The sequence below is a fragment of the Acidobacterium sp. S8 genome, from assembly GCF_009765985.1.
Taxonomy (GTDB): Bacteria; Acidobacteriota; Terriglobia; order Terriglobales; family Acidobacteriaceae; genus Alloacidobacterium.
Window position 1 is genome coordinate 1 of the sequence record NZ_LMUM01000026.1, and the last position, 22308, is coordinate 22308.

Below are 22308 nucleotides of genomic sequence, written 5' to 3' on the forward strand. Positions count from 1 at the left end.
TCTTGATGGTGGTAAGAGGGCAGAAATTCTATACCGGAAAGCTCGGAAGACGATCACCAAACCAAATTCCGTCCTGGTTCGGGCGCTTGTGGTTTTTCGCAGGAGCCATAATGACGTTGTATATAGGAATCAGAAATCTTCGATGACACTACTTGCACCGCTCCCACCCCTGTGGTACAACATAAATACATTCAAGTTTGCTCTTCATGAGCGGACATGAATTTCATGCAGAGTGGCTGAGGGACGGGCCCTGTGACGCCACGACAACCGGCTCAAGCAATTTGAGACATCGGTGTCAACTCTCGCTCACCTTAAGTGGTGGGGAACATGAGATTCGGGGTGCTGGCTGTATCGCATCTCGCTAAATCCCAGGTGTTAGGCAGTACCGGTAGTAGAGCAGTACCTAAACGAGTTTTTTGTCGTCACGTTGTGCCCGTGCATTCGTGCACCCGTTTTAGTCTACGGGTCCACAAAAGCTGCTCTCGGAAGCGAGGGTAGGATGGCTATATCTTACGAGTTGTGTTGTCGGGAGTGCGGTAAGCGCTATGAAAACGCGCCGCTCTCGATTTGTGACGAGTGTTTCTCGCCGCTGGAAGTACAGGTTGATCTCGACGCCGCCAAAAAGACGGTGACCCGCGAATCGATTGCGCAGGGTCCCACGAATATGTGGCGCTACCAATCACTGTTGCCCGTTCCTGAGAATTACGTTCCGCAGACGCCTGCGGGATGGACGCCGCTGGTGAAGGCTCCCCGGCTGGCCGAGCGCATTGGCGCCAAGAATCTCTATATCAAGAACGATGCCGTGTGCATGCCTACGCTGAGCTTCAAGGATCGCGTGGTAGCGGTGGCGCTGGCGAATGCGCAGATCTTTGGTTTCGATACGGTGGGCTGCTCGTCGACAGGGAACCTGGCGAACTCAGTGGCGGCACAGGCAGCGCGGCTGGGGCTGAAGACTTACATTCTTGTGCCGGCTGATCTGGAAGCGGCGAAGATCCTCAACACGCAGGTCTATGGCGCTAACCTGATTCGCATTGACGGCAACTATGATCACGTGAACCGGCTCTCGTCGCAGATTGCGGACCGCTACAACTGGGGCTTTGTGAATGTGAACCTGCGGCCCTATTACGCGGAAGGCTCGAAGACAGTGGGCTTTGAAATTGCCGAGCAGCTGGGCTGGCGCTTGCCGGATAACGTTGTGGTTCCCATGGCTGGCGGATCGCTGATTACGAAGATTCGCAAGGCCTTCAAGGAGCTGATTGCACTGGGCCTCGTCGAACCCAAAGATGTGCGCTTCTTTGGCGCGCAGGCTACAGGATGCTCGCCCATTGCACGCGCTGTAAAGACAGGTGCGGATCACATTGAGCCGCAGCGGCCTGCAACCATTGCGCGATCGCTGGCGATTGGGAATCCGGCAGACGGTATCTATGCGGCGAAGGCGATTCGCGAGAGCGGCGGCTGGGCTGAGGATGTGTCGGATGTGGAGATTGTTTCGGGGATTCAGGAGCTTGCGGAGACCGAAGGCATCTTTACCGAAACGGCGGGCGGCGTGACGACGGCTGTGACGGCGCGGCTGTATGCGCACGGGCGTATCAAGCCGGATGAGCTGACGGTGACCTGCATCACTGGCAACGGCCTGAAGACGACGGATGTGCTGGCTGGCGCGTATGAGACGGAAGCAGCGATTCGTCCACGGCTGACGGATTTTGAGAATTACATCAACGAAATTAAGGAATTGAACGAGCTGGTATCGGGAGGCGTAGATGTCCGTTAGAGTTTTGTTGCCGAATGCATTTCAGAAGCACACGAACGGCGCGAAGGAAATTCAATCGAGCGCGTCGAACCTGCCGCAGCTGCTGGATGAGATCGAAGTTACATTTCCTGATTTGAAGTCGCACCTGCGAGATGAGACGGGCAATGTGCGGCGGTTTATCAACTTCTATGTGAACGAGGAAGATATTCGCTTTCTCGGAAATGAGAAGTATGCGTTTCAGGATGGCGATGAAGTGCTGGTGATTCCTTCGATTGCCGGCGGGTCCTGGCCGGACGGGCCCACGCGCTTTGCGCCGAATGGCCACTGTTCCTGCTGTTCGTATTGTGGACAGGAAGATTGCAGCTGCTATTAAGATTCCCCCAACGGCCCTCCCTATGGAATGCGCGGATTTCGATCCGCGCATTTCTTTTTTGAGGGCGTTTTATCTCAGCCGAGAGAGATCGTGCGCACGCCGCTCTACTGGCGAGGAAAAGACGATGCTGGTGGTGGGGATGCCATACGGGAGTAGCCGCTCGATGACCTTTTCCAGCCCGGCGATCGATGCTGCGGCGACCTGAAGGAAGAAGGCGTCGCCCCCGGTGACGTGGTGGCACTCACGGACCTCGGGCAGTTCCTTTACGAACTTCAAAAATGGGTGGTAGCGCGGTCCATCGCAGGTCATGCGGATGATGGCAAGAATCGGCAGGCCTAGTGCTTCGCGGTCCATCTCGATGGTGTAGCCACGGATGACGCCGGTGTCCTCCATGCGGCGCAAGCGCTCAGCTGTAGCCGATGCCGACAGGCCGATGCGGCGTCCGAGGTCGGCGAAGGAGGCTCGGGCATCCTTTTGCAGCTCTTCGAGGAGATTTCTATCGTAGGGGTCGAGGTTTTCCATAGAATCCTCTGAGATAAAGCTGATTATAAGAGCAAAAGATGGAAATACGATGAAATTTCGCTCGGATCGATTGTACTGAGGATCAGATTAATCGCTAGCATTCAAGCATTATGGGTTTAGTTCCAATTGCGCTTTTCGGACAGGCGCTCACGATTGAAGAAATCAGTGCAGTTGCATTCCAGCATCATCCGGTCACAATCAATGAAAAAGCGTGGCCAAAGATCAAGGCTTCGCGGGCGGTTGTCGAGTCGGTTGTTTCAAGCGGCGAGACTGCTTATGGGATCAATACCGGCTTCGGCAAGCTGGCCGATGTTCGCATTTCAAATGGCGATCTGCGCGCGCTGCAACATAATTTGGTCCGCAGCCATGCGTGCGGGCTGGGAGAGCCGCTGCCTGAGCCGGAGACGAGGGCGATGCTGCTGCTGCGCGCGAATGTTCTCGCAAAGGGGCATAGCGGCGTGCGACCTGTTGTGCTGAAGATGCTGGTGTCGCTGCTGAACAGCGGCGTGCATCCGGTGATTCCTGCGCGCGGGTCGGTGGGCGCGAGCGGCGATCTGGCTCCGCTGGCGCACCTGGCGCTCGCGTTGATTGGCGAGGGCGAGGTGATGTATCGCGGCAGGCGCGTGGGCGCGTGCTGCGCTTTGCGTGAGGCTGGGATTGAGCCGCTGACGCTTGAGGCGAAAGAGGGGCTGGCGCTGCTGAATGGCACACAGGCGATGGCTGCGACCGGTGCGCTGGCGCTGGAGCGCGCGATGCGCGCAGTGCAACTCTTCGATCTGGCTGGGGCGATGTCGCTTGAAGCGCTGCGCGGAACACCGACGGCATTCGATGAGCGCATCCATGCGGCACGGCCGCATCGGGGGCAGATGGCGGCGGCTGCGCATCTTCGCAGCCTGCTCGAAGAAAGCGAAATTCGCGAGTCGCACCGGCATGACGATCCGCGTGTGCAGGATGCGTATTGCCTGCGGTGTATGCCGCAGGTGCATGGCGCGGCGCGGGGCGCGTTTGCGCATGTTCGTGAGGTGATTGAGACGGAGGCTGGATCGGCGACGGATAATCCGCTGATCTTTGTCGATGAGAGTGGGATTGTGTCTGGAGGAAGCATCCTTTCCGGCGGAAATTTTCATGGTGCTCCGCTGGCGCTGGCATTGGATTATGCGGCGATAGCTCTGACGGATTTGATGAGCATCAGCGAGCGACGCATCGATCGGCTGATCAATCCGGATATTAATGAAGGTTTGCCGCCGTTTCTATCGGATACTCCCGGGGTTTCTTCCGGGCTGATGATTGCGCACGTAGCTGCTGCTGCGCTGCTCAATGAAGCCAAGGTACTGTCGCATCCGGCGAGTGTGGATTCGGTGCCGACTTCGGGCGGCAAGGAAGATCATGTGTCGATGGGGATGACGTCGGCGTTGAAGCTGCGGCAGGTGGTGGAGAACGCGGAGAATGTGCTGGCGATTGAGATGATGTCTGCGGCGCAGGGGCTTGATTATCGTGCTCCGTTGAAAGCTGCGCGGGAAGTGGAACGGGCGCGGGTAGCGGTTCGCGATGTGCTGCCGCGACTTGTTGAGGATCGCGTGTTATCTGGAGATATTGAACGACTTGCTGGTGAGATCCGACAGGGAGCATTCGACGGATGGAGAAATTAGGAGGAACGATGCTGGAGACAACCGCAGAAGTCATTCGCGCGCCGCGCGGCAAAGAGTTGAACACGAAGGGCTGGCAGCAGGAAGCGGCGCTGCGTATGTTGATGAACAATCTCGATCCGGAAGTGGCGGAGCGGCCTGATGATCTTGTTGTATATGGCGGGACGGGGCGTGCGGCACGCAACTGGGAGAGTTTTCATGCGATCGTGCGCGCGCTTAAGACGCTGGAGAACGATGAGACGCTGCTGATTCAATCGGGCAAGCCGGTGGGGATTTTGCGGACGCATGAAGCCGCGCCGCGCGTGCTGCTTGCCAATTCGAACCTTGTGGGGAAGTGGTCGAACTGGGAGCACTTTCATGAATTGGAGCGCAAGGGGCTGATGATGTATGGCCAGATGACGGCCGGATCGTGGATATATATCGGCAGCCAGGGCATTGTGCAGGGAACTTACGAAACATTTGCCGAGGCTGGGCGACGGCACTTCGGCAGTCTTGAGGGGAAGCTTGTTGTCTCCGGTGGCATGGGTGGCATGGGCGGCGCGCAGCCACTGGCCGCGACGATGAATGGCGCGCGTTTTCTGGGCATAGACGTGGATGCTGCGCGAATTGAGAAGCGGCTGTCGAGTGGATATTGCGACCAGATGGCGTGGACTCTGGATGAAGCACTCGCGATGCTCGATGCCGCAAAGCTTGAGGGAAAGGCGATTTCTGTCGGGCTGGTGGGGAATGCCGCTGATGTTTTGCCGGAGCTGATTCGCCGCAAAGTTGTGCCTGATGTGCTGACGGACCAGACGAGTGCGCACGATCCGTTGCATGGTTATGTGCCGAATGGAATGAGTTTGAGCGAGGCGCCGGAGTTGCGTGAGCACAATCCGAAAGAGTACACGCGGCAATCGATGCGGACGATGGGCGAACATGTGCAGGCCATGCTGGAACTGAAACGCATGGGCGCGGTGACGTTTGACTATGGCAATAATCTGCGCACGCAGGCGAAGCTTGCCGGGGTTGAGGATGCGTATGAGATTCCGGGGTTTGTGCCGGAGTATATTCGTCCGCTGTTCTGCGAAGGCAAAGGGCCGTTTCGCTGGGTTGCGCTGTCGGGCGATGCAGAAGATATCTATCGCACGGACAGGCTTGTGCTGGAGATGTTCCCTGGGGACGAGAGCCTGAGCCGCTGGATTAAGCTGGCGCAGGAGCGCATTCATTTTCAGGGGCTGCCGGCGCGTATTTGCTGGTTAGGTTATGGACAGCGGGTGAAGCTGGGCGTCGCGATGAATGAGCTGGTGCGCAATGGCGAGATCAGCGCGCCGATTGTGATTGGACGCGATCATCTGGATGCAGGTTCCGTTGCTTCGCCTTATCGCGAAACGGAAGGCATGCTGGATGGCTCGGATGCGGTGGCGGACTGGCCTTTGCTGAATGCGCTGGTGAATACTGCGGCGGGTGCGTCATGGGTAAGTATCCACAATGGCGGCGGCGTGGGAATTGGCTACTCGCATCATGCGGGAATGGTTGTGGTCGCTGACGGCACGGAGCTTGCGGCGCAGCGGCTGGAGCGCGTGCTGACGACCGATCCGGGGATGGGCGTACTGCGGCATGTGGACGCGGGATATCGAAAAGCCATCGACTTTGCGAAAGAGAAGGGCATTCGCGTGCCGATGCATGAGGGCCGCGCATGAGCGCGTTGCACGAGGATCCATACTGGCCGCGCGCGCAGAGCTGGCTTGCGGGTGAATCTTTGCCAACGGCACGTGGATTGTTGCGCGTGCTTGGCGCGCCCCTGACGCTCGGCTCGATTACGCCGAGCCGTTGCGATCTTGCTCCGCAAGCGGTTCGCGATGCGCTATTACGCTTCAGCACGTGTGACGCTGCACATGGACGCGACGTGCGTGATTTGCGCGTGGAGGATCTGGGTGATCTGGCGCTGGCGCAATTGACCGTGGAAAATGCGCAACTGCCGATCGAACAGGCTGTGCGGAATGCGGCTGCGGGTGCTGATGCGGTTGTTCTACTTGGTGGCGACAATTCGATCACGCGATCTGCTCTGCATGGTATGCATGAAGATTTGCAACGGTGCGGATTACTTACTCTGGATGCTCATCTCGACCTGCGCACTCTGGAAGGCGGCTTGCGTAATGGGAACCCTGTACGGGCGTTGCTGGATGATGGGCTGCCCGGTAAGAACATTGTGCAGGTCGGCATCCAATCGTTCGCAAACTCCGCGGCATATTTTCAAGTAGCGAAAGACGCCGGTATTCGCGTGATTCCAGTGGAACAGCTGGTAGATGAGGGTGTGAAAACTCTATTGGAACGGGTCTTGCAGGATCTTGCAGAGAAGGTAGACGTCATTTATGTCGATCTCGATCTGGACGTGATGGACCGCGCATTTGCGCCTGCGACAGCGGGGGCGCGTCCAGGTGGACTGACTCCGCTCGATATTCGACGCGCTGCTTATCTGTGCGGCGCGCATCCAAAGGTGCGGGTGATGGACCTTGTTGAAATGGATCCCACACGTGACAGCAATGATGTGACGGCGATGGCAGCGGCTGCCTGTCTTTTGTCGTTTGCTTCCGGGCTTCTGGGGAGCCTGGAATGAGTGTATCCGTATTAGTTACAAATTGCTCCCAGTTGGTAACGATGGCGGGGCCGGATCGCCCGCGCACTTGTAAAGAGATGCGCGAGCTAGGCATTGTGCACGATGGCGCAATGTTTTTGCGCGATGGGCGTATTGCCGCGGTTGGCTCGCGTGCGGAAGTAGAGTTGCTGGCAGAGCCGAATACGCAGGTTGTTGATGCGGGTGGCCGCGTGACGATGCCGGGATTCGTGGATGCGCATACGCATCTGATTTTTGCTGGAAACCGCGCTGATGAGTTTGAGATGCGCTGCTCGGGAATGACCTATCAGCAGATTGCGGAGCGTGGCGGCGGGATTCGTTCGACGGTTCGCAAGACGCGCGCAGCGACGGAAGAAGAACTGATTGCGGTCGGGCAGAAGCATGCGCAGCGGTTTCTGCGCGGCGGCACGACGACGGTCGAGACGAAGTCAGGTTACGGGTTGACGCTTGATGATGAGTTAAAGATATTGCGGGCTGTGCGGGCCGTTTCGCGGACTACGCCGTTGCGTTGTGTGCCTACGTTTCTGGGTGCGCATGAGATTCCAGATGAGTACAAAGGACGACCGGATGCGTACGTCGATCTGGTTGTCGAGGAGATGCTGCCTGCGGTTACGCGGGAATCGCTGGCGAAGTTCTGCGATGTGTTCTGCGAGGATAAGGTTTTCAACGTGAAGCAGACGGAGCGTGTCTTGCGTGCTGCGAAGAAGCTTGGATTGGGATTACGCGTGCATGCGGACCAGTTCACTTCGAGCAGCGCAGTTGAACTGGCGGCTGCTCTTGGCGCGAAGACGGTGGATCATTTGGAGCAGACGACTGCTGATTCAATTGCGGCGATGAAGCAGGCGGGAGTGCAGCCGGTGCTGCTGCCGGGATCAGTATATGCGATTGGTTCGCAGAAGTATGCACCTGCGCGGGCGATGATCGATGCCGGGCTTCCGGTTGTGATTGCCACGGATTTCAATCCGGGCTCTTCGCCGACGGCTTCGATGACGATGGTTCTCTCGCTCGCCTGCACGCAGATGAAGATGACTCCGGCGGAGGCTGTGACGGCGGCAACGATCAACGCAGCTTACAGCCTGAATCTGGGGCATGAGGTTGGCAGCCTGAAAGCGGGCAAGGTTGCGGACTTCGTGATTCACGATGCGGAGGATTACCGTGAGCTGGCTTACTTTTTTGGGAGCCATCGCGCGCACCGGGTCTTTGCGGCGGGCGCTGAAGTTTGACGGTGCTTCCTCCGGTCTGATACTCATATCTCAACCGCTATGGAAATTTACAACGATGACCGTGTGATATCTGCTCCTGCTTCGCAGAGCTGCGCCGGTTCGATTTCCATTTGCATTCACATCATTCGAATTAGCTTCGAACAAGATGCGGGTGCGTAGGCGACGAGAGTTTTAGAGCAGCATGAAGCCACCACCCGCAGCGGTTGGTGGCTTTTTTATTTTGATCAAAGGACGTGAGGGGCAATGAGCGTGTCGTTAAAAGATGTGCAGGCAGCGCGACAGAGAACGCGCGAGTTTATCTATTGTTCTCCGGCACCGCATTCGGCGGCGCTGTCGGCGATGACCGGGCAGCAGGTTTTTTTAAAGCTCGACAATCTGCAGCGTACGGGAGCGTTCAAAGAGCGGGGCGCTCTGAATAAGATTCTGATGCTTAGTGATGACGAAAGGCGGCGCGGCGTGATTGCGGCGAGCGCAGGAAATCATGCGCAGGCTGTGGCCTTTCATGCGACGCAGCGTGGCATCAGGGCGCGCATTGTGATGCCGCTGATGACGCCGCTGGTGAAGGTATCTTCTACCGAAGGATTTGGCGCGGAGGTAGTGCTACACGGCGCGAATTACGACGAGGCGTGTGCGGAGGCGCTGCTGCAGGGCGAGGCGGATGGCATGACGTTTCTGCATCCGTTTGACGATGCGGATGTGATTGCGGGGCAGGGAACGATTGGCCTTGAGCTGCTGGAACAGGTGCCGGATCTTGAAGCTGTTGTCGTTCCTATTGGCGGCGGAGGGCTGATCAGCGGCGTGGCCTGCGCGATCAAGGAGAGCAATCCGAAGATTCGCGTAGTGGGGGTGCAGACGGAGAAGCTGCCTTCGATGCTGCGCGCAACTGAGGCGGGAAAGACGGTCACGATTCCTGCGGAGGCTACGATTGCCGATGGCATTGCGGTAAGGCGGGCGGGTGAGCTGACGCTTCCGCTGGTGCAACGCTATGTGGATGAGATTGTGACCGTCGATGAAGAAGAAATCGCCAAGGCGATTCTTGTTCTGCTGGAGCGAGAGAAGACGCTGGCGGAGGGCGCAGGCGCGGTTGCGCTCGCGTCACTACTGCAGCATAAGACGTCGCTCGACGGACAGCGTACGGCAGTCCTGGTATGCGGTGGGAATATCGATGTGAGTTTGCTGGCGAAAATTATCGAGCGCGGCCTGGTGAAAGATGGACGGCATACACGGCTGCGGATCCATTTGACTGACAGGCCGGGATCGCTGCATCAGCTCACAAAGATTATTGCGGATGCGCGCGCGAACATTGTGCAGACAGGGTATGACCGCGCGCACTATGGAGTGAACCTGGGCGATACGGTGATTGATTTCACCTTGGAGACGCGTGGGTATGAGCACAGCCGGGAAATCTCGGATGTGCTGACGGCGGCAGGCTACCGACATGAAAGGATTGAATAACAGGCGTAAAATAACTCTGGGCGCTTCACTCGGAACGAGGAGGCAGCTGAGGGTTTCATGGCACATCTTGCTGAGGCGGCAGCAGATCAGCTGACGCTTGATCCTGAAAACTGGAATGAACTGCGAGGGCTTGGCCATCGCATGCTCGACGATATGTTCGACCACATGGAAACGCTGCGCGAACAGCCTGCGTGGCAGCCTGTTCCTGAGCGGGTGCGGGAGGCTCTTGACGAGCCATTGCCACGTCAGCCGCAGGGTGAAGAGGCGGCGTATCGCGACTTTCTTCGCAACGTGCTGCCGTATTCGACGGGCAACCGCCACCCGCGTGCATGGGGATGGGTGCGCGGCAACGGCACTCCATTTGCGATGCTGGCGGAGATGCTGGCTGCGGGGATCAACACGCACGCGGGCGGAGGCCAGCAGGCGGCGACGCTGGTAGAAGAGCAGGTGATTGCGTGGTTCGCGCAGATCATGGGCTTCCCGCAAGATGCCAGCGGTATTCTGACCAGCGGCGGAACCATGGCAAATGTGCTTGGACTTGCCGTGGCGCGGCATGCGAAGGCCGGGTTCGATGTGCGCGGCGAAGGACTACAGTCCGGGCATGCGAAGCTGACGGTGTATTGCTCGACGGAAACGCACATGTGGGCGCGCAAGGGCATGGAGTTTCTTGGGTTGGGGCGGGAGTCGCTGCGGCGAATTCCGGTCGATGCGGATTTCAGGATCGATACGGCGGCGCTGCAGAAGCAGCTGCAGGAAGATCGAGTTGCCGGGCTTCATCCGATTGCGCTGATTGCGAATGCTGGAACGGTAAATACGGGCGCGGTGGATGAGATGAAGGCGCTGGCAGAAATTTGCCGCGAAGAAGATCTCTGGCTACATGTGGATGGCGCATTCGGCGCGCTGCTGAAGTTGTCGCCGAAATATAAACATCTCGTGTCGGGTATGGAACTGGCGGATTCGCTGGCTTTCGATCTGCACAAGTGGATGTATCTTCCGTTTGAAATTGGCTGCCTACTGGTGCGCGATGGCGATGTACACAGGGCAACGTTTGCGGCACATGCGGATTATCTCGAAAAGGCTGACCGCGGAATGCTTGCCGGTGGGTTGTCGTTTGCCGATCGCGGGATTGAGTTGTCGCGCGGGTTCAAGGCTCTGAAGGCCTGGATGTCGCTCAAGGCTTATGGGGTCGAGATGCATGGCGAGCTGATTGAGCAAAACATGGAGCAGTCAGCGCATCTTGCGGCGCTGGTAGATCGGCATGCAGAGCTGGAGCGGATGGCTTCGCGGGTAATGAATCTTGTGTGCTTCCGGTATCGTCCGCGCGGGTGGTTTGAGCAGGATGCTTTGAACCAGCTTAATCGTGAGCTGGTGCTTCGACTGCAGGAGTCCGGGGAATTTGTCGTTTCCGGTACGCTGCTGGGTGGGGATTATGTGATTCGCGTTGCGAATACGAATCATCGCAGCCGTATGGAAGATTTTGATGCGCTGGTAGATTCGGTTGTGGCTGAAGGGCGACAGATTGCCGCTCAAGAAAAGCTCGCGGGAGATTCTTCGCTTCGCTCAGAATGACGGTAACTCCTCGCTGATGTAATGAAAAATCTAGTGTTTGCCCGCTGGTTTTGGGCCGGTGGATTTGCGGATTACCAGCGTGGGCTGGATGGTGTATTCCGCGCCCTTTGTGGCTCCGGTTTGATAGGTGTTGTAGAGGGCGCGAAAGGCCAGCTTTGCGATCTCCTGGCGGGAAAGACGCACGGTGGTGAGCGCTGGCTGGGTGAAGGCGCTTAGTTCAATGTCATCGAAGCCAACGATAGAAATGTCCTGTGGGATGTGCAGGCCGCGCTCGAAGACCGCACCCATGGCGCCGATGGCAGTCATATCGTTTGAGGCGATGACGGCGGTTGGATGCGCCTTGTGATCAAGCAGTCTGGACATGGCTTCGTGGCCACCGTCAGTGCGGTGATTTCCCTGTTCGACAAATTGCAGGTCGAGCTTAAGATTGTTGCGCTTGAGCGCATTGATGAAGGCGCGTTTACGAATGCGGGCAGATGCGAGAGACATGGGACCGGCGATGAAGCCGATTGTTTTGTGTCCCAGGCTGATAAGGTGATCGACGGCAGCGTCGATGCCGGCAGCATAATCGACGAGGATGTTGCTGATGCCTTTCTGCGGGGTGGCATTATCGAGGAAGGCCAGCGGAATTTTGCGGCTGTTGAATTCGTCAATGAGGTGCTCGGCGATTTCTGAAGTCATGATGGCGACACCATCGACCTTTCGCTGCAGCATGCGGCTGACACAGACTTCCATGCGATGCGGGTCGTAGTTGGTATTGGCAATCAACACTTCCTGTCCGTACTGCACAGCGATGTCTTCGAAGCTTTTTACCAGCTCAGGGAAGAAGGGATTGGTGATGTCGGAGATGATGAGCCCATACAGGCTGCTGCGGCCCGATCCCAGGGCGCGCGCGTTGGTATTGGGGTAGAACTTCAGTGTTTCGATAGCTTTGCGGACACGCTCGGCGGTTTCGGGAGTGACCTTATCGGACCCATTGATGGTGCGGGAGACAGTGGCGGTGGATACCTTGGCGAGCCGGGCAACTTCCTTAATATTCATGTCTGTCCTGAAGTTTGGAACGAAAAAGAAATATATCAGTTCAGTAGTTAAGTGATTTTCGCAGGTTCGCCGACGGAGTGAAAGGGAATGCTTGCTTGTGAGGTATAGCGCGGGCGGTAGATAGATCGATAGACATTGTAAGCGCTTCCATTTATGATCTTGCCAATCTTGAGGAGGGTTTGTTTTGACTGATCGATTTCGCCTGTCGGGCTTGCTTGTTGTCATTCTTGGATTTGCGGCTGTGCTGCCCTTGCATGCCCAGAGATGGTCCGAGGAGAAGGCGAATGCCTGGTACGCGCAGCAGGGCTGGCCGGTTGGCAGCAACTTCATTCCTTCCGACGCGATCAATCAGCTAGAGATGTGGCAGGCGGAGACATTTCATCCCGAAGAAATAGACAAGGAACTGGGATGGGCACAAAGCATCGGCATGACGACGATGCGGGTCTTTCTGCACGATCTGCTCTGGCAGCAGGATGCGGCAGGATTTCAGAAGCGGATCGATACTTTTCTGACGATTGCGGACAAGCACCATATTAAGCCGGTTCTGGTGCTCTTCGATTCGTGCTGGGACCCGAACCCGAAGCTTGGACCGCAGCATCCGCCAATTCCCGGCGTGCATAACTCGGGATGGGTACAGAGTCCGGGTGAGAAGGCGTTGCAGGACAAGGCGGAATATCCGCGGCTGAAAACGTATGTAGAAGGCGTGATCGGCGCGTTTGCGAATGACAAGCGGATTCTGGCGTGGGACTTGTGGAACGAGCCGAGCAATGGCAACAACAGCTCTTATGGGAAAGACGATCCCAAGGACAAAGGTGCCCTCGTTCGTGCTTTGCTTCCGCAGGTGTTTTCATGGGCGAGGGCGGAGCATCCGATTCAGCCGTTGACGAGCGGTGTATGGACAGGAGACTGGTCGTCGCTCGACAAGATGGATGCTATGTCGCGCATCCAGATTGCAGAGTCGGACGTGATCTCATTTCATAATTACGGCTGGCCGGAAGAATTTGAGCAGCATATAAAGTGGCTGGAGCAATTCCACCGGCCCATCATTTGCACGGAGTATATGGCGCGGGGAGCGGGCAGCACCTTCGACACGATTCTGCCGATTGCGAAGAAGTATCATGTGGCGGCAATTAACTGGGGATTTGTTGCGGGCAAGACGCAGACCTATCTTCCTTGGGATTCGTGGCAGAGGCCTTATGTTCTGCAACAGCCTACGGTCTGGTTCCATGATGTATTTCACGAGGATGGCAAGCCATACCGCGAAGCTGAGATACAACTGATTCGCAAGCTTACGAGTGAGGCCGCGGCTGCGGGAGGCCAGTAGACCTGCGAATCTGCTATATTCAGGCCGTGTCCCTCTGCAACAAAAAACATCTTTCGTGCAAAGGGGGCTGTGTGTCTGCAGCCCTTTTGTTTTGCTCCTTAACGGCTTCCGCCTTGTTTGGGCAGGCACCTCCACAGCAGGATCAGCAGCCGATGGGAGGCAACAGTACGGGCGGCGTGCACGCGGCTGTGCATGACTCGGAAAACCGGCCGATTACGGCGGGCGGCTTTGTCGACAGCGGCCCGATTGTCTTTCAGGATGTGAGCAAAGAGGCGGGGCTGACAACGTGGCGCCACCAGATGGGCGTGCCGAATAAGCAATTCATTATTGAAACGAATGGGTCGGGCGTTGGACTGATTGACTACGACAACGACGGCTGGCTCGATATCTACCTGGTGAATGGTTCGACGTACGATGCCGAGTCGGGCAAGGCTGCAGCGCCACATGCTGCGCTCTTTCATAACAATCACGATGGGACCTTTACCAACGTTGCGGAGAAGGCCGGCGTCACGAATGACCGCTGGGGCTTCGGTGTGGCAATTGGCGATTATGACAACGATGGCTGGCCGGATATCTTTGTGGGGAATTTCGGGAAGAACCGGCTGTACCACAACAATCATGACGGCACGTTTACCGACGTTGCGGAGAAGGCGGGCGTCACGCTGGGCAACTGGTCTACGGGCGCAAGCTTTGGTGATTATGACGGCGACGGGCGGCTCGATCTGTTTGTGCCGGGCTACATTCATTATGACATTGCCAGTCCGCCGGTGCCCGGAACGAAGGCGGTTGCCTTTGCCGGATGCCACTTCCGCGGTGTGGAGACAATGTGCGGGCCGCGCGGGCTGCAAGGCGAGCACGATCACCTCTTCCACAACAACGGCGATGGCACGTTTACCGATGTGAGCGTGAAGGCGGGTGTTACCGATCCGAATGCGTATTACGGATTTACTTCGATCTTTGCCGATTTGAACAATGACGGCAAGGTGGATTTGATTGTTGCCGACGATTCGACGCCGAACTATCTGTACATCAACAAGGGCGATGGCACGTTTGAAGATGACAGTTATGCTTCAGGATTTGCGCTGAACCAGGATGGACGCGAGATTGCGGGTATGGGGCTTAGCGTGGGCGATTATCAGAACAATGGCCTATTGGATATTGTCGCCACAGATTTTTCTGATGACTACAAAGTCCTCTTTCACAATGATGGCGATGCAAATTTTACGGATGTGAGCTATCACGCAGGCATCGCGCAGGAAGGAATTCCTTTTCTAGGCTGGGGTGTTGGTTTTCTCGACTACGACAATGATGGCTGGAAAGACATCCTGATGGTGAATGGGCATGTCTATCCACAGGTGGACAAATATGACTGGGGCACGAGCTTTGCCCAGCGCCCGCTGCTGTATCACAACCTTGAGGGTAAGAAGTTTGCCTATGTTCCGCCGGTAAAGGGAACAGGCCTTGCCGATGTGGTTGCGGGGCGCGGTGCTGCGTTTGGCGATCTGTTCAATGATGGCAAGATCGATGTAGTCATCAATGTGATGGATGATCATCCGGTGCTGCTGCGCAATGTGAATGCGGATACGCATCACTGGGTCGAGATGAAATTGATTGGCGGACCAAAGGGTCCGCGCGATGCTGTGGGTACGGCGGTGTATCTGACTGCTGGCGGCGTGAAGCGGCGCGATGATGTGTTAAGCGGTGGAAGCTATATTTCTTCGAACGATCAGCGCGTGCATTTTGGTTTGGGTGATCTGACGAAGGTGGACCAGGTGGAGATTCACTGGGCCGGTGGACCGGTGGAGAAGGTCGCGCTGCCGAATATCGATCGCATTTATACGATCGAGCAAGGCAAAGGGGTCGTTGGCGAGCTATGCACCGGCTGCGACAAGAAAGCAAAATGATGCGTAGCCGGTTTCTCTGGGTTTTGTTGATGCTGCCGGTCTTTTGCCGCGCGCAGAACACTGCTGCGGTTCCTGGTCAATTTGTCGAGGTGACGGATGCGGTGGGCGTTCACTTTCTGCACCAGGCTCCGCATACTTCAAAAAAATATCTGATTGAGACGATGGGTTCGGGTGTCGCGCTTTTCGATTACGACAACGACGGGCGGCTCGATCTGTTTCTTGTGAATGGCGCGCCTTTCAGCGATCCCACGGCGAAGGGAACGATTCCGCAAAAGACCGGACCGCAGTATTGGAACCGTCTCTATCACCAGAAGGCTGACGGCACCTTTGAAGATGTGACGGAGAAGGCCGGGCTGCAGGGCGTGGGCTACGGCATGGGCGTGGCTGCGGGCGATTATGACAATGATGGCCGCGAAGACCTGTATGTGACGGCTTACGGTGGCAACAAGCTTTATCACAACAATGGCGATGGAACGTTTAGCGATGTGACCGCGAAGGCTGGTGTAGCCGGGAGTGGGTGGTCAACGAGCGCGGCATGGGTTGACCTCGATGGTGATGGGTTTCTCGATCTGGTGGTGCTGCGCTATATCCAGTGGGACTGGGATGATCTCTGGTGCGGTGAGCATCGCGAAGGGTTTCGCGGGTATTGCCATCCTGATGTGTTTCAGCCGATATCGATGCTTGTGTATCACAACAACGGCAACGGGACATTCACGGAAGAGGCGCACAAGTTGGGCCTGGATAAGCCAGCCAAGGCTCTGGGTATCGCAATTGCTGACTACGATCACGACGGGCATCCGGATATTTTTATCGCTAACGATTCGATGGTGGAGTATCTCTTTCACAACAAAGGCGATGGAACGTTTGAGGAGGTCGGACTCGACACGGAGGTCGCTGTCGATGGCGAGGGCCGCACATATGCGGGTATGGGCGTCGACTTCTCTGATTACAACAACGACGGGTTGCCCGATGTTGTGGTGACGAATCTGGCGAACCAGAAGTATGCGCTCTATCAGAACAGCGGGGATGGGTCGTTTACTTACTCGAGTTATACGTCGGGCGTTGCGGGGATGACGCTGTTGCATTCGGGATGGGGTATTCGTTTCCTCGACTATGACAATGACGGATACAAAGACCTGCTGATTGCGCAGGGGCACGATCTCGACACGATTGAGAAGACCTTTCCGCAGCTGCATTATCGTGAGCCGATTCTGCTGGCGCACAACGAGGGTGGCAAGAAGTTTGTAGATGTCTCGGCTACTTCAGGCGAAGTGTTTACCAAGCGCTGGGTCGGGCGAGGCATGGCTATCGGCGACATCAATAACGACGGGCTACTCGATGCTGTGATTACCGAAAATGGCGGCCCCGCGCATGTCCTGCTGAACAAGACCAAGACCGATAATCACTGGCTTGGCATCAAGCTGGTTGGGCATAAGAGCAACCGCGATGGTATCGGTGCCGTCATCAAGATTACGACTTCCGCCGGGCCGCAGTGGCAGACGGTGACGACCAGCGTTGGCTATCTTTCTTCGAGCGATCCTCGCGCGCATTTTGGATTGGGCAAAGATGCTGCTGCGCAGACGGTTGAGATTCGGTGGCCCAGTGGGATTGTGCAGACGCTTAAGGATGTGAAGGGCGATGCGTATGTCACAGTGGATGAAGCTGCCACTAAATAGTCGGTGACGTTTCGATTCCGTCCAGTTTGAGAAGCACTCGTTTCAGCTGCGTGTCGTTATCGTAGCCGGAGGCGACAGCGCGCTCTCTTCCGCGACGTGCAATGGCTTCACGTTCGGCGGCATGATCGAGGTAGTAGCGGGCCTTTTCGGCGCATTCTTCGAGAGTAGAGAAAAAGACCGCTTCCTTATCTTCCTTAAAGGCGGCCTGATGGCCGGGTGTGCGCAACGCGAGAAGAAAGGCTTCACAGGCTGCGATCTCAAAAGCTTTGTGAGCGACGTCTTCCTGATTGGATTGGGTGACAAAGGCGAGATTTATTTTTGATTGCCAGATGCCCTTTCTGTAATCAGCTGTCCGGAGGCTTCCTGAGACGACGTACTTCGCCCGAGTCTCAGGCGGATAGACTTTATCCCATCGATCTCCTGAGATGACGAGTGGCAGTTTGTAGTCTTCGGCCAGTGACCTGAGGAATTCGTGGCGTTGATCGTAGGGTGTTCCGATAAAGGAAAGCGCTCGGGTGCGATCGCTATCGCTCCAGCCTGCCGGCGGAGGGAAGTGTACGGCTGGGTCATAGCTGAGCTGAATCTGAATGAAGGCTACTTTCCATTCGATATAGCGTCGAATGTCCGCTGTGCGGAAAAGGCATTGCAGGTCGAAGAGCTTGTATATCCGGTAGAACTGCATCCAGCAGCCGTCATTGCGTGGGCCGAAGGGGTTGTCCTGGTTGTAGCAGACGGTCTTTGCGCCGGTGGCTTTGATTTTCTGGATAGTTTCGGGCGTGAAGACGAGCGGCTTGTCGAACCAGACGACGTCTGGTCGGTGCTGGTTTATAGCTTTGAGCAGGTTGCGGTTCGCGGCGGCAATCAGTGGACCGATGGGTAGCGGTAACGAAGCTTTGAGAGCAGCGGCGAGGGCGATAAATGGTCGCGAGTGTTGAAAGGGAGGACGTCCTGACCGATGCGCTTCAACGCTTCGAGACGGAAAGCGGAGGTTGCGCCAATTCCTAGGTCGGCAACATAGAGGATTTTTCGTTTGGCTGGCGTTCCGTCCAAGCTCCTCCTTGGCCGACCCCCCTAGGGAGGGGTCCGCTAAATTATTGAAATTATTACCTTATATACAAAGATCGGCACAAGTATTTGATTTTGCTGCGGTTATACGTAAATATCTGATTCCTTAAGAATCAGGGTTCGGCGTCAAAGACACCTATCTCTATTATAGAAAATTCAAGGGAAATATTCGGCAGATTTGTTGACCTTGTAAGTTACTGATTTTGAGATGGTTATTGCCAGATCCGAGAGTTTTGCCTCTTGACAGGGATTTGGTTTCCTCGCTGACGTGAAGCTTCGCACCCTGCGGTGGATTGGGTTCGATTTTCGCCATGCTGCGTTCAGAATGGCCGATCTGGGAGCCTGATGCTATCCCACCCTTTCGCAAAGAACGCGAAAGGATGGGGCACCCACACCCAGCACCCAACACCCCGTTTTGCTGGCTCAGTTAAACAGTTAGAAGTTGTAGTGCAGCGACAATTGAAGGATGCGCGGTTGTGACCGCACTTGCTCGTCCTGGCCAAAGGTTGAATCGCCTGCGTTGGTATCAGGATTCCCATAGCTGGCAATGTTGAACGTATTAAAGGCATCTGCACGGAAACCGATAGTGTGATGCTCTGTGATGTGGAAGTCCTTAAACGCGGACGTATCGATCTGGGTGAAGCGCGGAGCGCGAAGAGACCCGTTTCGCCCGCTGCCGAAGAGAGTGCTGGATGGCTTGCCATAGGCGCAGACGCCATTATCCACGCCCGGCACGACATCGTTGGGAGGGAGGCCGTAGCCACAGGCGGTAGCCGAGGGGTCAGTGCCGTACCAGTTTGCCAGGCTGCGATTCACGACTTTGATATGCCGGTATTGGTTGGCACGCTGTGAACCATAGGAGTTCACGCTGATGTTGCCTCCGGTGACGGTCTCCGGAAAGCCGGAATAGGCAACTCCGGCACCGGAGATCGACCAGCCACCAATCACGGCGTCGACCAGACGGTTCACTCCTGAGGCGAACTGTTTGCCGCGACCGAATGGAAGGGCATAGACGATCAATCCTGAGAAATTGTGGGTTACGTCGTATCCGGCAGGGCCGTAATCAGAATGGCTGTCAAAGTAGTTCTGGAATGCGCCGCTAAATCCGTTGACATTGAGTCCGTAGTTACCCAGGCTGTTTGTCATTGCCTTGCCATAGCTGTAATTCAACGTGTATTCGAGGCCATGGATTGCGCGATGGCGCAGGACGGCCTGCAACGCGTTGTAATTCATCATGGCGCGCGATTCGGTGATCAGAAGGCCACCGCTGCCGACGCTTCCAAGCGGACTGCCGTCGCCGACACTCTCATGCTGTCCCGATGTGGAATCGTTCGGCGTGAGCCACTGGTTCGCGTTGCCGTAGTCCATAATGTGCTGCCCCTGCTCGCCCAGATATCCGATTTGGAGCGAGGTTGCTCCGCTGAGAGCGTACTCGGTAGTCAGGCTCCACTCCTGGATATAGGCAGGCTGGATGTTTTGTGGCCACAAGGCGTACTGAGAGCCAGAGTAATTCACATCCGACGGATTGGAACTGAAGCCTTGTTGTGCGGTGCGGGGCTGGCCACCAGAAGCCGGTGTCGTGCCGGAGGCCACGGTCGGCTTTATTTCCGGGGTTGCGGTGGATTGAATGAAGGGAACGATAGATGTCAGGCGCTGGTTGCCAGCGTTGCCTTCAAAAAAGCTGGTTGCTCCATAGCCTCCGCGAACGACAAAGTTGTTTGTTGCCTGCCACGCGAAGCCAAGACGGGGCATGAACTGTGTGTGATTCGCGTTGTAGCAGGCGCGATTCTGGCAAACCTGCGCTCCGGTAGGGGCTTCGTCAGGGACTTTGCCAGCATAGATCACGGCATTGGTATCCAGCAGCACGTTGCCCGTCTTGTCGTTGACTTCATACCAGGGCTGATCGTATTCATAGCGCAGGCCGAGGTTAAGGGTGAGATTTGGAAGTACTTTCCAGTCATCCTGAAAGAAGCCCGCGGTCCGCCATTGACGCTGTCCGACAAATACGCCCCGCGACGTAACCTGCACGGTGCTGACGCGGTTGAGGACAAAGTCGGCTGCGCCATATCCGGGGCTGGTTATACCGTTGACGCCCGGATTTCCAGTGAAGTCGCCGCTGTAGGACAAGGAACCGAGAAAACCGCTGTTATTGCTGGTGATGTAATTATTCTGATAGCGGATCGCCTGGATGCCCATGCTGAACAGATGCAGCCCGTGCTGCCAGGTGAGATTGTCGATATAGCTGTATGTATTGTCGATGATGGAGCCGTCCTGCGCGGTGGTTCCTCCGGCGCTGGGGCCGCTGGCGATGCTTTGGTAGGAGTAGCCGGGGAAGGTCTGCGCCCCGTTGAAGGGGATTCCAACTTTGGCGTTACCTGTCAATCCGAACTGGCCGCTAGGATCGGTTGGTTCCGATTGGACCCAGAAGGTACGGGTAAAGCCGATGCGCGCGGCGTTGACAATTGCCGGGGAGAAGACATGCACCCAGGTTCCGCCGCCAATATTCGTCGGAAACCGGTTCTGTGAAGGGAACTGGATATCGAGAACAGCGATATTGCCGTCATAGGCATGGGACTGGCCGTAAAAGCCAGTGATCTTGTCTGCTGCACGCAGATCCCATTCGAGTTTGACATCGAACTGATTATTGACGGTAAAGCTCCGGCTCGGACCCTGATAGTTGTTCGCGGCGACACCGTCGCTCGGCGTGGCGTTTGGCAATGGGTAGAGTGAGGGGTTCGCGAAGAGGAATTGCGCGACCGGGTTCGAGACCGTGATTTGATTATTGGCGTAAGGCACGAAATTGTTCTGGGTGTCGTAGAGCTGAATCGGCGTATTCTGCACGCCGCCGGGGCCTACGGGAGGATGCAGGACCGCAGAAAAGTCTCCATTGCGCATGGCCTGCGTGAATACGCTGTACTGGCCCGTGCCTCCGGTATGTGCTCTTGCGCCGATGTAGTCGGCAAAGAAGAAGAGCTTGTCGTGGAGAATGGGGCCGCCAAGAGCGCCTCCAAACTGCGATTGCGTGTAGGGGTTCTTCTCAATGATGGGAACTGCGTGATCGTTTCCCCAGGTATTGGCGTTCATATTGTCGTTCTGCAGGAAGTAGAAGGCGTCCCCGTGGAACTGATTGGTTCCGCTCTTCATTACGGCGATCACGTCGCCGCCATTCACGTTGCCATATTCGGCGGGCGCGTTGGCGGAGATGACTTTCAGCTCACCAATCGCAAACGGAGAAGGATTGATGGCGATGAGATTGTTCTCGGTCTCGTTATTGTCGATTCCGTCGAGAGTGTAGTTATTAGCCTGCGCGCGCTGTCCGTTGATGTTCGGGATGCCGCTGTAATAGGTGTTGCGCTCGATGGCGTTGTTCCCGGACATGCCTGCCGGGCCATTGGTGCTGGTTGCGCCGGGTAGATACAAGGTGACGCTTGAGAAATTCAGGCCGTTCAGAGGGATATTGGAAATCTCATTGCTGGTGAAGGTTACGCCGAGGCTGGGGTCATTGGTGTTGAGAATGGGCGCGGCGGCTGAGACTTGCACAGTTTCTGCGGCGCTGCCGGCCTTCAGCTGCACATTGAATTTCGCGGTCTGATCGATCTCCAGAGCAAAGGGCGGGATCGTCTGTATGCCGAAGCCGCTGGCCTGCACGGTGACCTGGTAGTGGCCGATTGGCAGAAACTGGATCGTATATTGACCGGATGCGTTGGTGGTTACAGGAGTGTCTACGTTCGTGGCCACGTTGTGTGCCGTGACTGTAGCTCCAACAATGATGGCGCCGCTTGCGTCGGTTACGGTTCCTGTGATGTTGCCGGTGATGGTTTGGGCGAATGTGGTTAGAGTGGCCAGACATGCTATGACGATCAGCAGGGGATAACACAGCCATTGGCTGCGGTGGGAGAGTTTCGATTCGCACATTTTGAAATGTGTCCTTTCGTTATGGTCCTGCGGTGAAACTAAAGCCTCGCACGATAAATCCTGGTTGAGCGTAGCGACATAGATATCCAGCGTCAAATTGAATGGTATCGATACCCACGCTGTAAAAATGGAATTTCTGGAGCTAAATGGAAGCGTGCTTATGAGTTGCGGGATGGGGTTGCGGTTATATAGTTCGTTACTGTTTTGGGCCGGCCGAGGCTGAAGCCTCGT

Annotated in this window: 16 protein-coding genes and 1 riboswitch; of the genes, 12 read left to right on the forward strand and 4 right to left on the reverse strand. The window is 56.4% G+C overall.

Annotation, left to right across the window (positions count from 1 at the left end; all coding sequences use genetic code 11):
- The first annotated feature begins 220 nt into the window (after positions 1 to 220).
- Positions 221 to 334: riboswitch (SAM riboswitch) on the forward strand.
- 165 nt (positions 335 to 499) lie between these two features.
- Together thrC and GSQ86_RS09500 are read left to right on the forward strand one after the other, a co-directional pair.
- Positions 500 to 1771 (forward strand): threonine synthase, encoded by a 1272-nt coding sequence (thrC, locus tag GSQ86_RS09495; RefSeq protein WP_158749719.1) that lies wholly within the window; start codon positions 500 to 502, stop codon positions 1769 to 1771.
- Positions 1761 to 2123: a MoaD/ThiS family protein gene (locus tag GSQ86_RS09500; RefSeq protein ID WP_158749720.1), complete on the forward strand. Its 363-nt coding sequence runs from the start codon at positions 1761 to 1763 to the stop codon at positions 2121 to 2123. The genes thrC and GSQ86_RS09500 overlap by 11 nt, the downstream gene beginning before the upstream one ends.
- Before the next feature lie 69 nt (positions 2124 to 2192).
- On the opposite strand, the gene GSQ86_RS09505 is transcribed toward GSQ86_RS09500, so the two are convergent.
- Entirely contained in the window at positions 2193 to 2645 is a 453-nt protein-coding gene (locus GSQ86_RS09505) for an Lrp/AsnC family transcriptional regulator (RefSeq protein ID WP_158749721.1), read from the reverse strand.
- Between the two features lie 110 nt (positions 2646 to 2755).
- Here GSQ86_RS09505 and hutH point away from each other — a divergent pair, with 110 nt between their 5' ends.
- The 6 genes from hutH (at position 2756) to GSQ86_RS09535 (ending at position 11152) form a co-directional block, all read left to right on the forward strand.
- A complete protein-coding gene (hutH, locus tag GSQ86_RS09510) occupies positions 2756 to 4294 on the forward strand; it encodes a histidine ammonia-lyase (protein ID WP_158749722.1) in 1539 nt (512 codons plus the stop codon).
- An 8-nt stretch (positions 4295 to 4302) separates the two neighbouring features.
- Positions 4303 to 5970, forward strand: coding sequence for a urocanate hydratase (gene hutU, locus GSQ86_RS09515; protein ID WP_158749723.1), 1668 nt, complete (start codon positions 4303 to 4305; stop codon positions 5968 to 5970).
- Positions 5967 to 6887: an agmatinase family protein gene (locus GSQ86_RS09520; RefSeq protein ID WP_158749724.1), complete on the forward strand. Its 921-nt coding sequence runs from the start codon at positions 5967 to 5969 to the stop codon at positions 6885 to 6887. The genes hutU and GSQ86_RS09520 overlap by 4 nt, the downstream gene beginning before the upstream one ends.
- Complete coding sequence (gene hutI, locus GSQ86_RS09525; RefSeq protein WP_158749725.1) at positions 6884 to 8128, forward strand: imidazolonepropionase; 1245 nt, start codon at positions 6884 to 6886, stop codon at positions 8126 to 8128. Before GSQ86_RS09520 ends, hutI begins: the two co-directional genes overlap by 4 nt.
- Before the next feature lie 243 nt (positions 8129 to 8371).
- Positions 8372 to 9583, forward strand: a complete 1212-nt coding sequence (locus GSQ86_RS09530) for a threonine ammonia-lyase (protein ID WP_158749726.1) — start codon at positions 8372 to 8374, stop codon at positions 9581 to 9583.
- Positions 9584 to 9640: 57 nt separating this feature from the next.
- Positions 9641 to 11152 (forward strand): pyridoxal-dependent decarboxylase, encoded by a 1512-nt coding sequence (locus tag GSQ86_RS09535; protein ID WP_158749727.1) that lies wholly within the window; start codon positions 9641 to 9643, stop codon positions 11150 to 11152.
- A gap of 30 nt (positions 11153 to 11182) precedes the next feature.
- Here the strand turns inward: GSQ86_RS09535 and GSQ86_RS09540 are convergent, their stop codons facing one another.
- The gene (locus GSQ86_RS09540) at positions 11183 to 12193 is read right to left on the reverse strand and encodes a LacI family DNA-binding transcriptional regulator (protein ID WP_158749728.1); all 1011 of its coding nucleotides are present in this window, start codon (positions 12191 to 12193) and stop codon (positions 11183 to 11185) included.
- Between the two features lie 184 nt (positions 12194 to 12377).
- On the opposite strand from GSQ86_RS09540, the gene GSQ86_RS09545 reads away from it, so the two are divergent.
- From GSQ86_RS09545 to GSQ86_RS09555, 3 genes are all read left to right on the forward strand, one after another.
- Positions 12378 to 13517 (forward strand): cellulase family glycosylhydrolase, encoded by a 1140-nt coding sequence (locus GSQ86_RS09545; protein WP_158749729.1) that lies wholly within the window; start codon positions 12378 to 12380, stop codon positions 13515 to 13517.
- Positions 13518 to 13669: 152 nt separating this feature from the next.
- On the forward strand, positions 13670 to 15421 hold the full coding sequence (locus GSQ86_RS09550; protein ID WP_158749865.1) for a CRTAC1 family protein: 1752 nt from the start codon (positions 13670 to 13672) through the stop codon (positions 15419 to 15421).
- Positions 15418 to 17097, forward strand: a complete 1680-nt coding sequence (locus GSQ86_RS09555) for a CRTAC1 family protein (RefSeq protein WP_254062272.1) — start codon at positions 15418 to 15420, stop codon at positions 17095 to 17097. Before GSQ86_RS09550 ends, GSQ86_RS09555 begins: the two co-directional genes overlap by 4 nt.
- Here the strand turns inward: GSQ86_RS09555 and GSQ86_RS09560 are convergent.
- Positions 17090 to 17686, reverse strand: a complete 597-nt coding sequence (locus tag GSQ86_RS09560; protein ID WP_254062290.1) for a glycosyltransferase — start codon at positions 17684 to 17686, stop codon at positions 17090 to 17092. The genes GSQ86_RS09555 and GSQ86_RS09560 overlap by 8 nt on opposite strands.
- On the opposite strand from GSQ86_RS09560, the gene GSQ86_RS23410 reads away from it, so the two are divergent.
- The gene (locus tag GSQ86_RS23410; protein ID WP_254062293.1) at positions 17570 to 17977 is read left to right on the forward strand and encodes a hypothetical protein; all 408 of its coding nucleotides are present in this window, start codon (positions 17570 to 17572) and stop codon (positions 17975 to 17977) included. The genes GSQ86_RS09560 and GSQ86_RS23410 overlap by 117 nt on opposite strands.
- A 620-nt stretch (positions 17978 to 18597) precedes the next feature.
- On the opposite strand, the gene GSQ86_RS09570 is transcribed toward GSQ86_RS23410, so the two are convergent.
- Positions 18598 to 22077, reverse strand: a complete 3480-nt coding sequence (locus tag GSQ86_RS09570) for a TonB-dependent receptor (protein ID WP_158749732.1) — start codon at positions 22075 to 22077, stop codon at positions 18598 to 18600.
- Positions 22078 to 22308 lie beyond the last annotated feature (231 nt).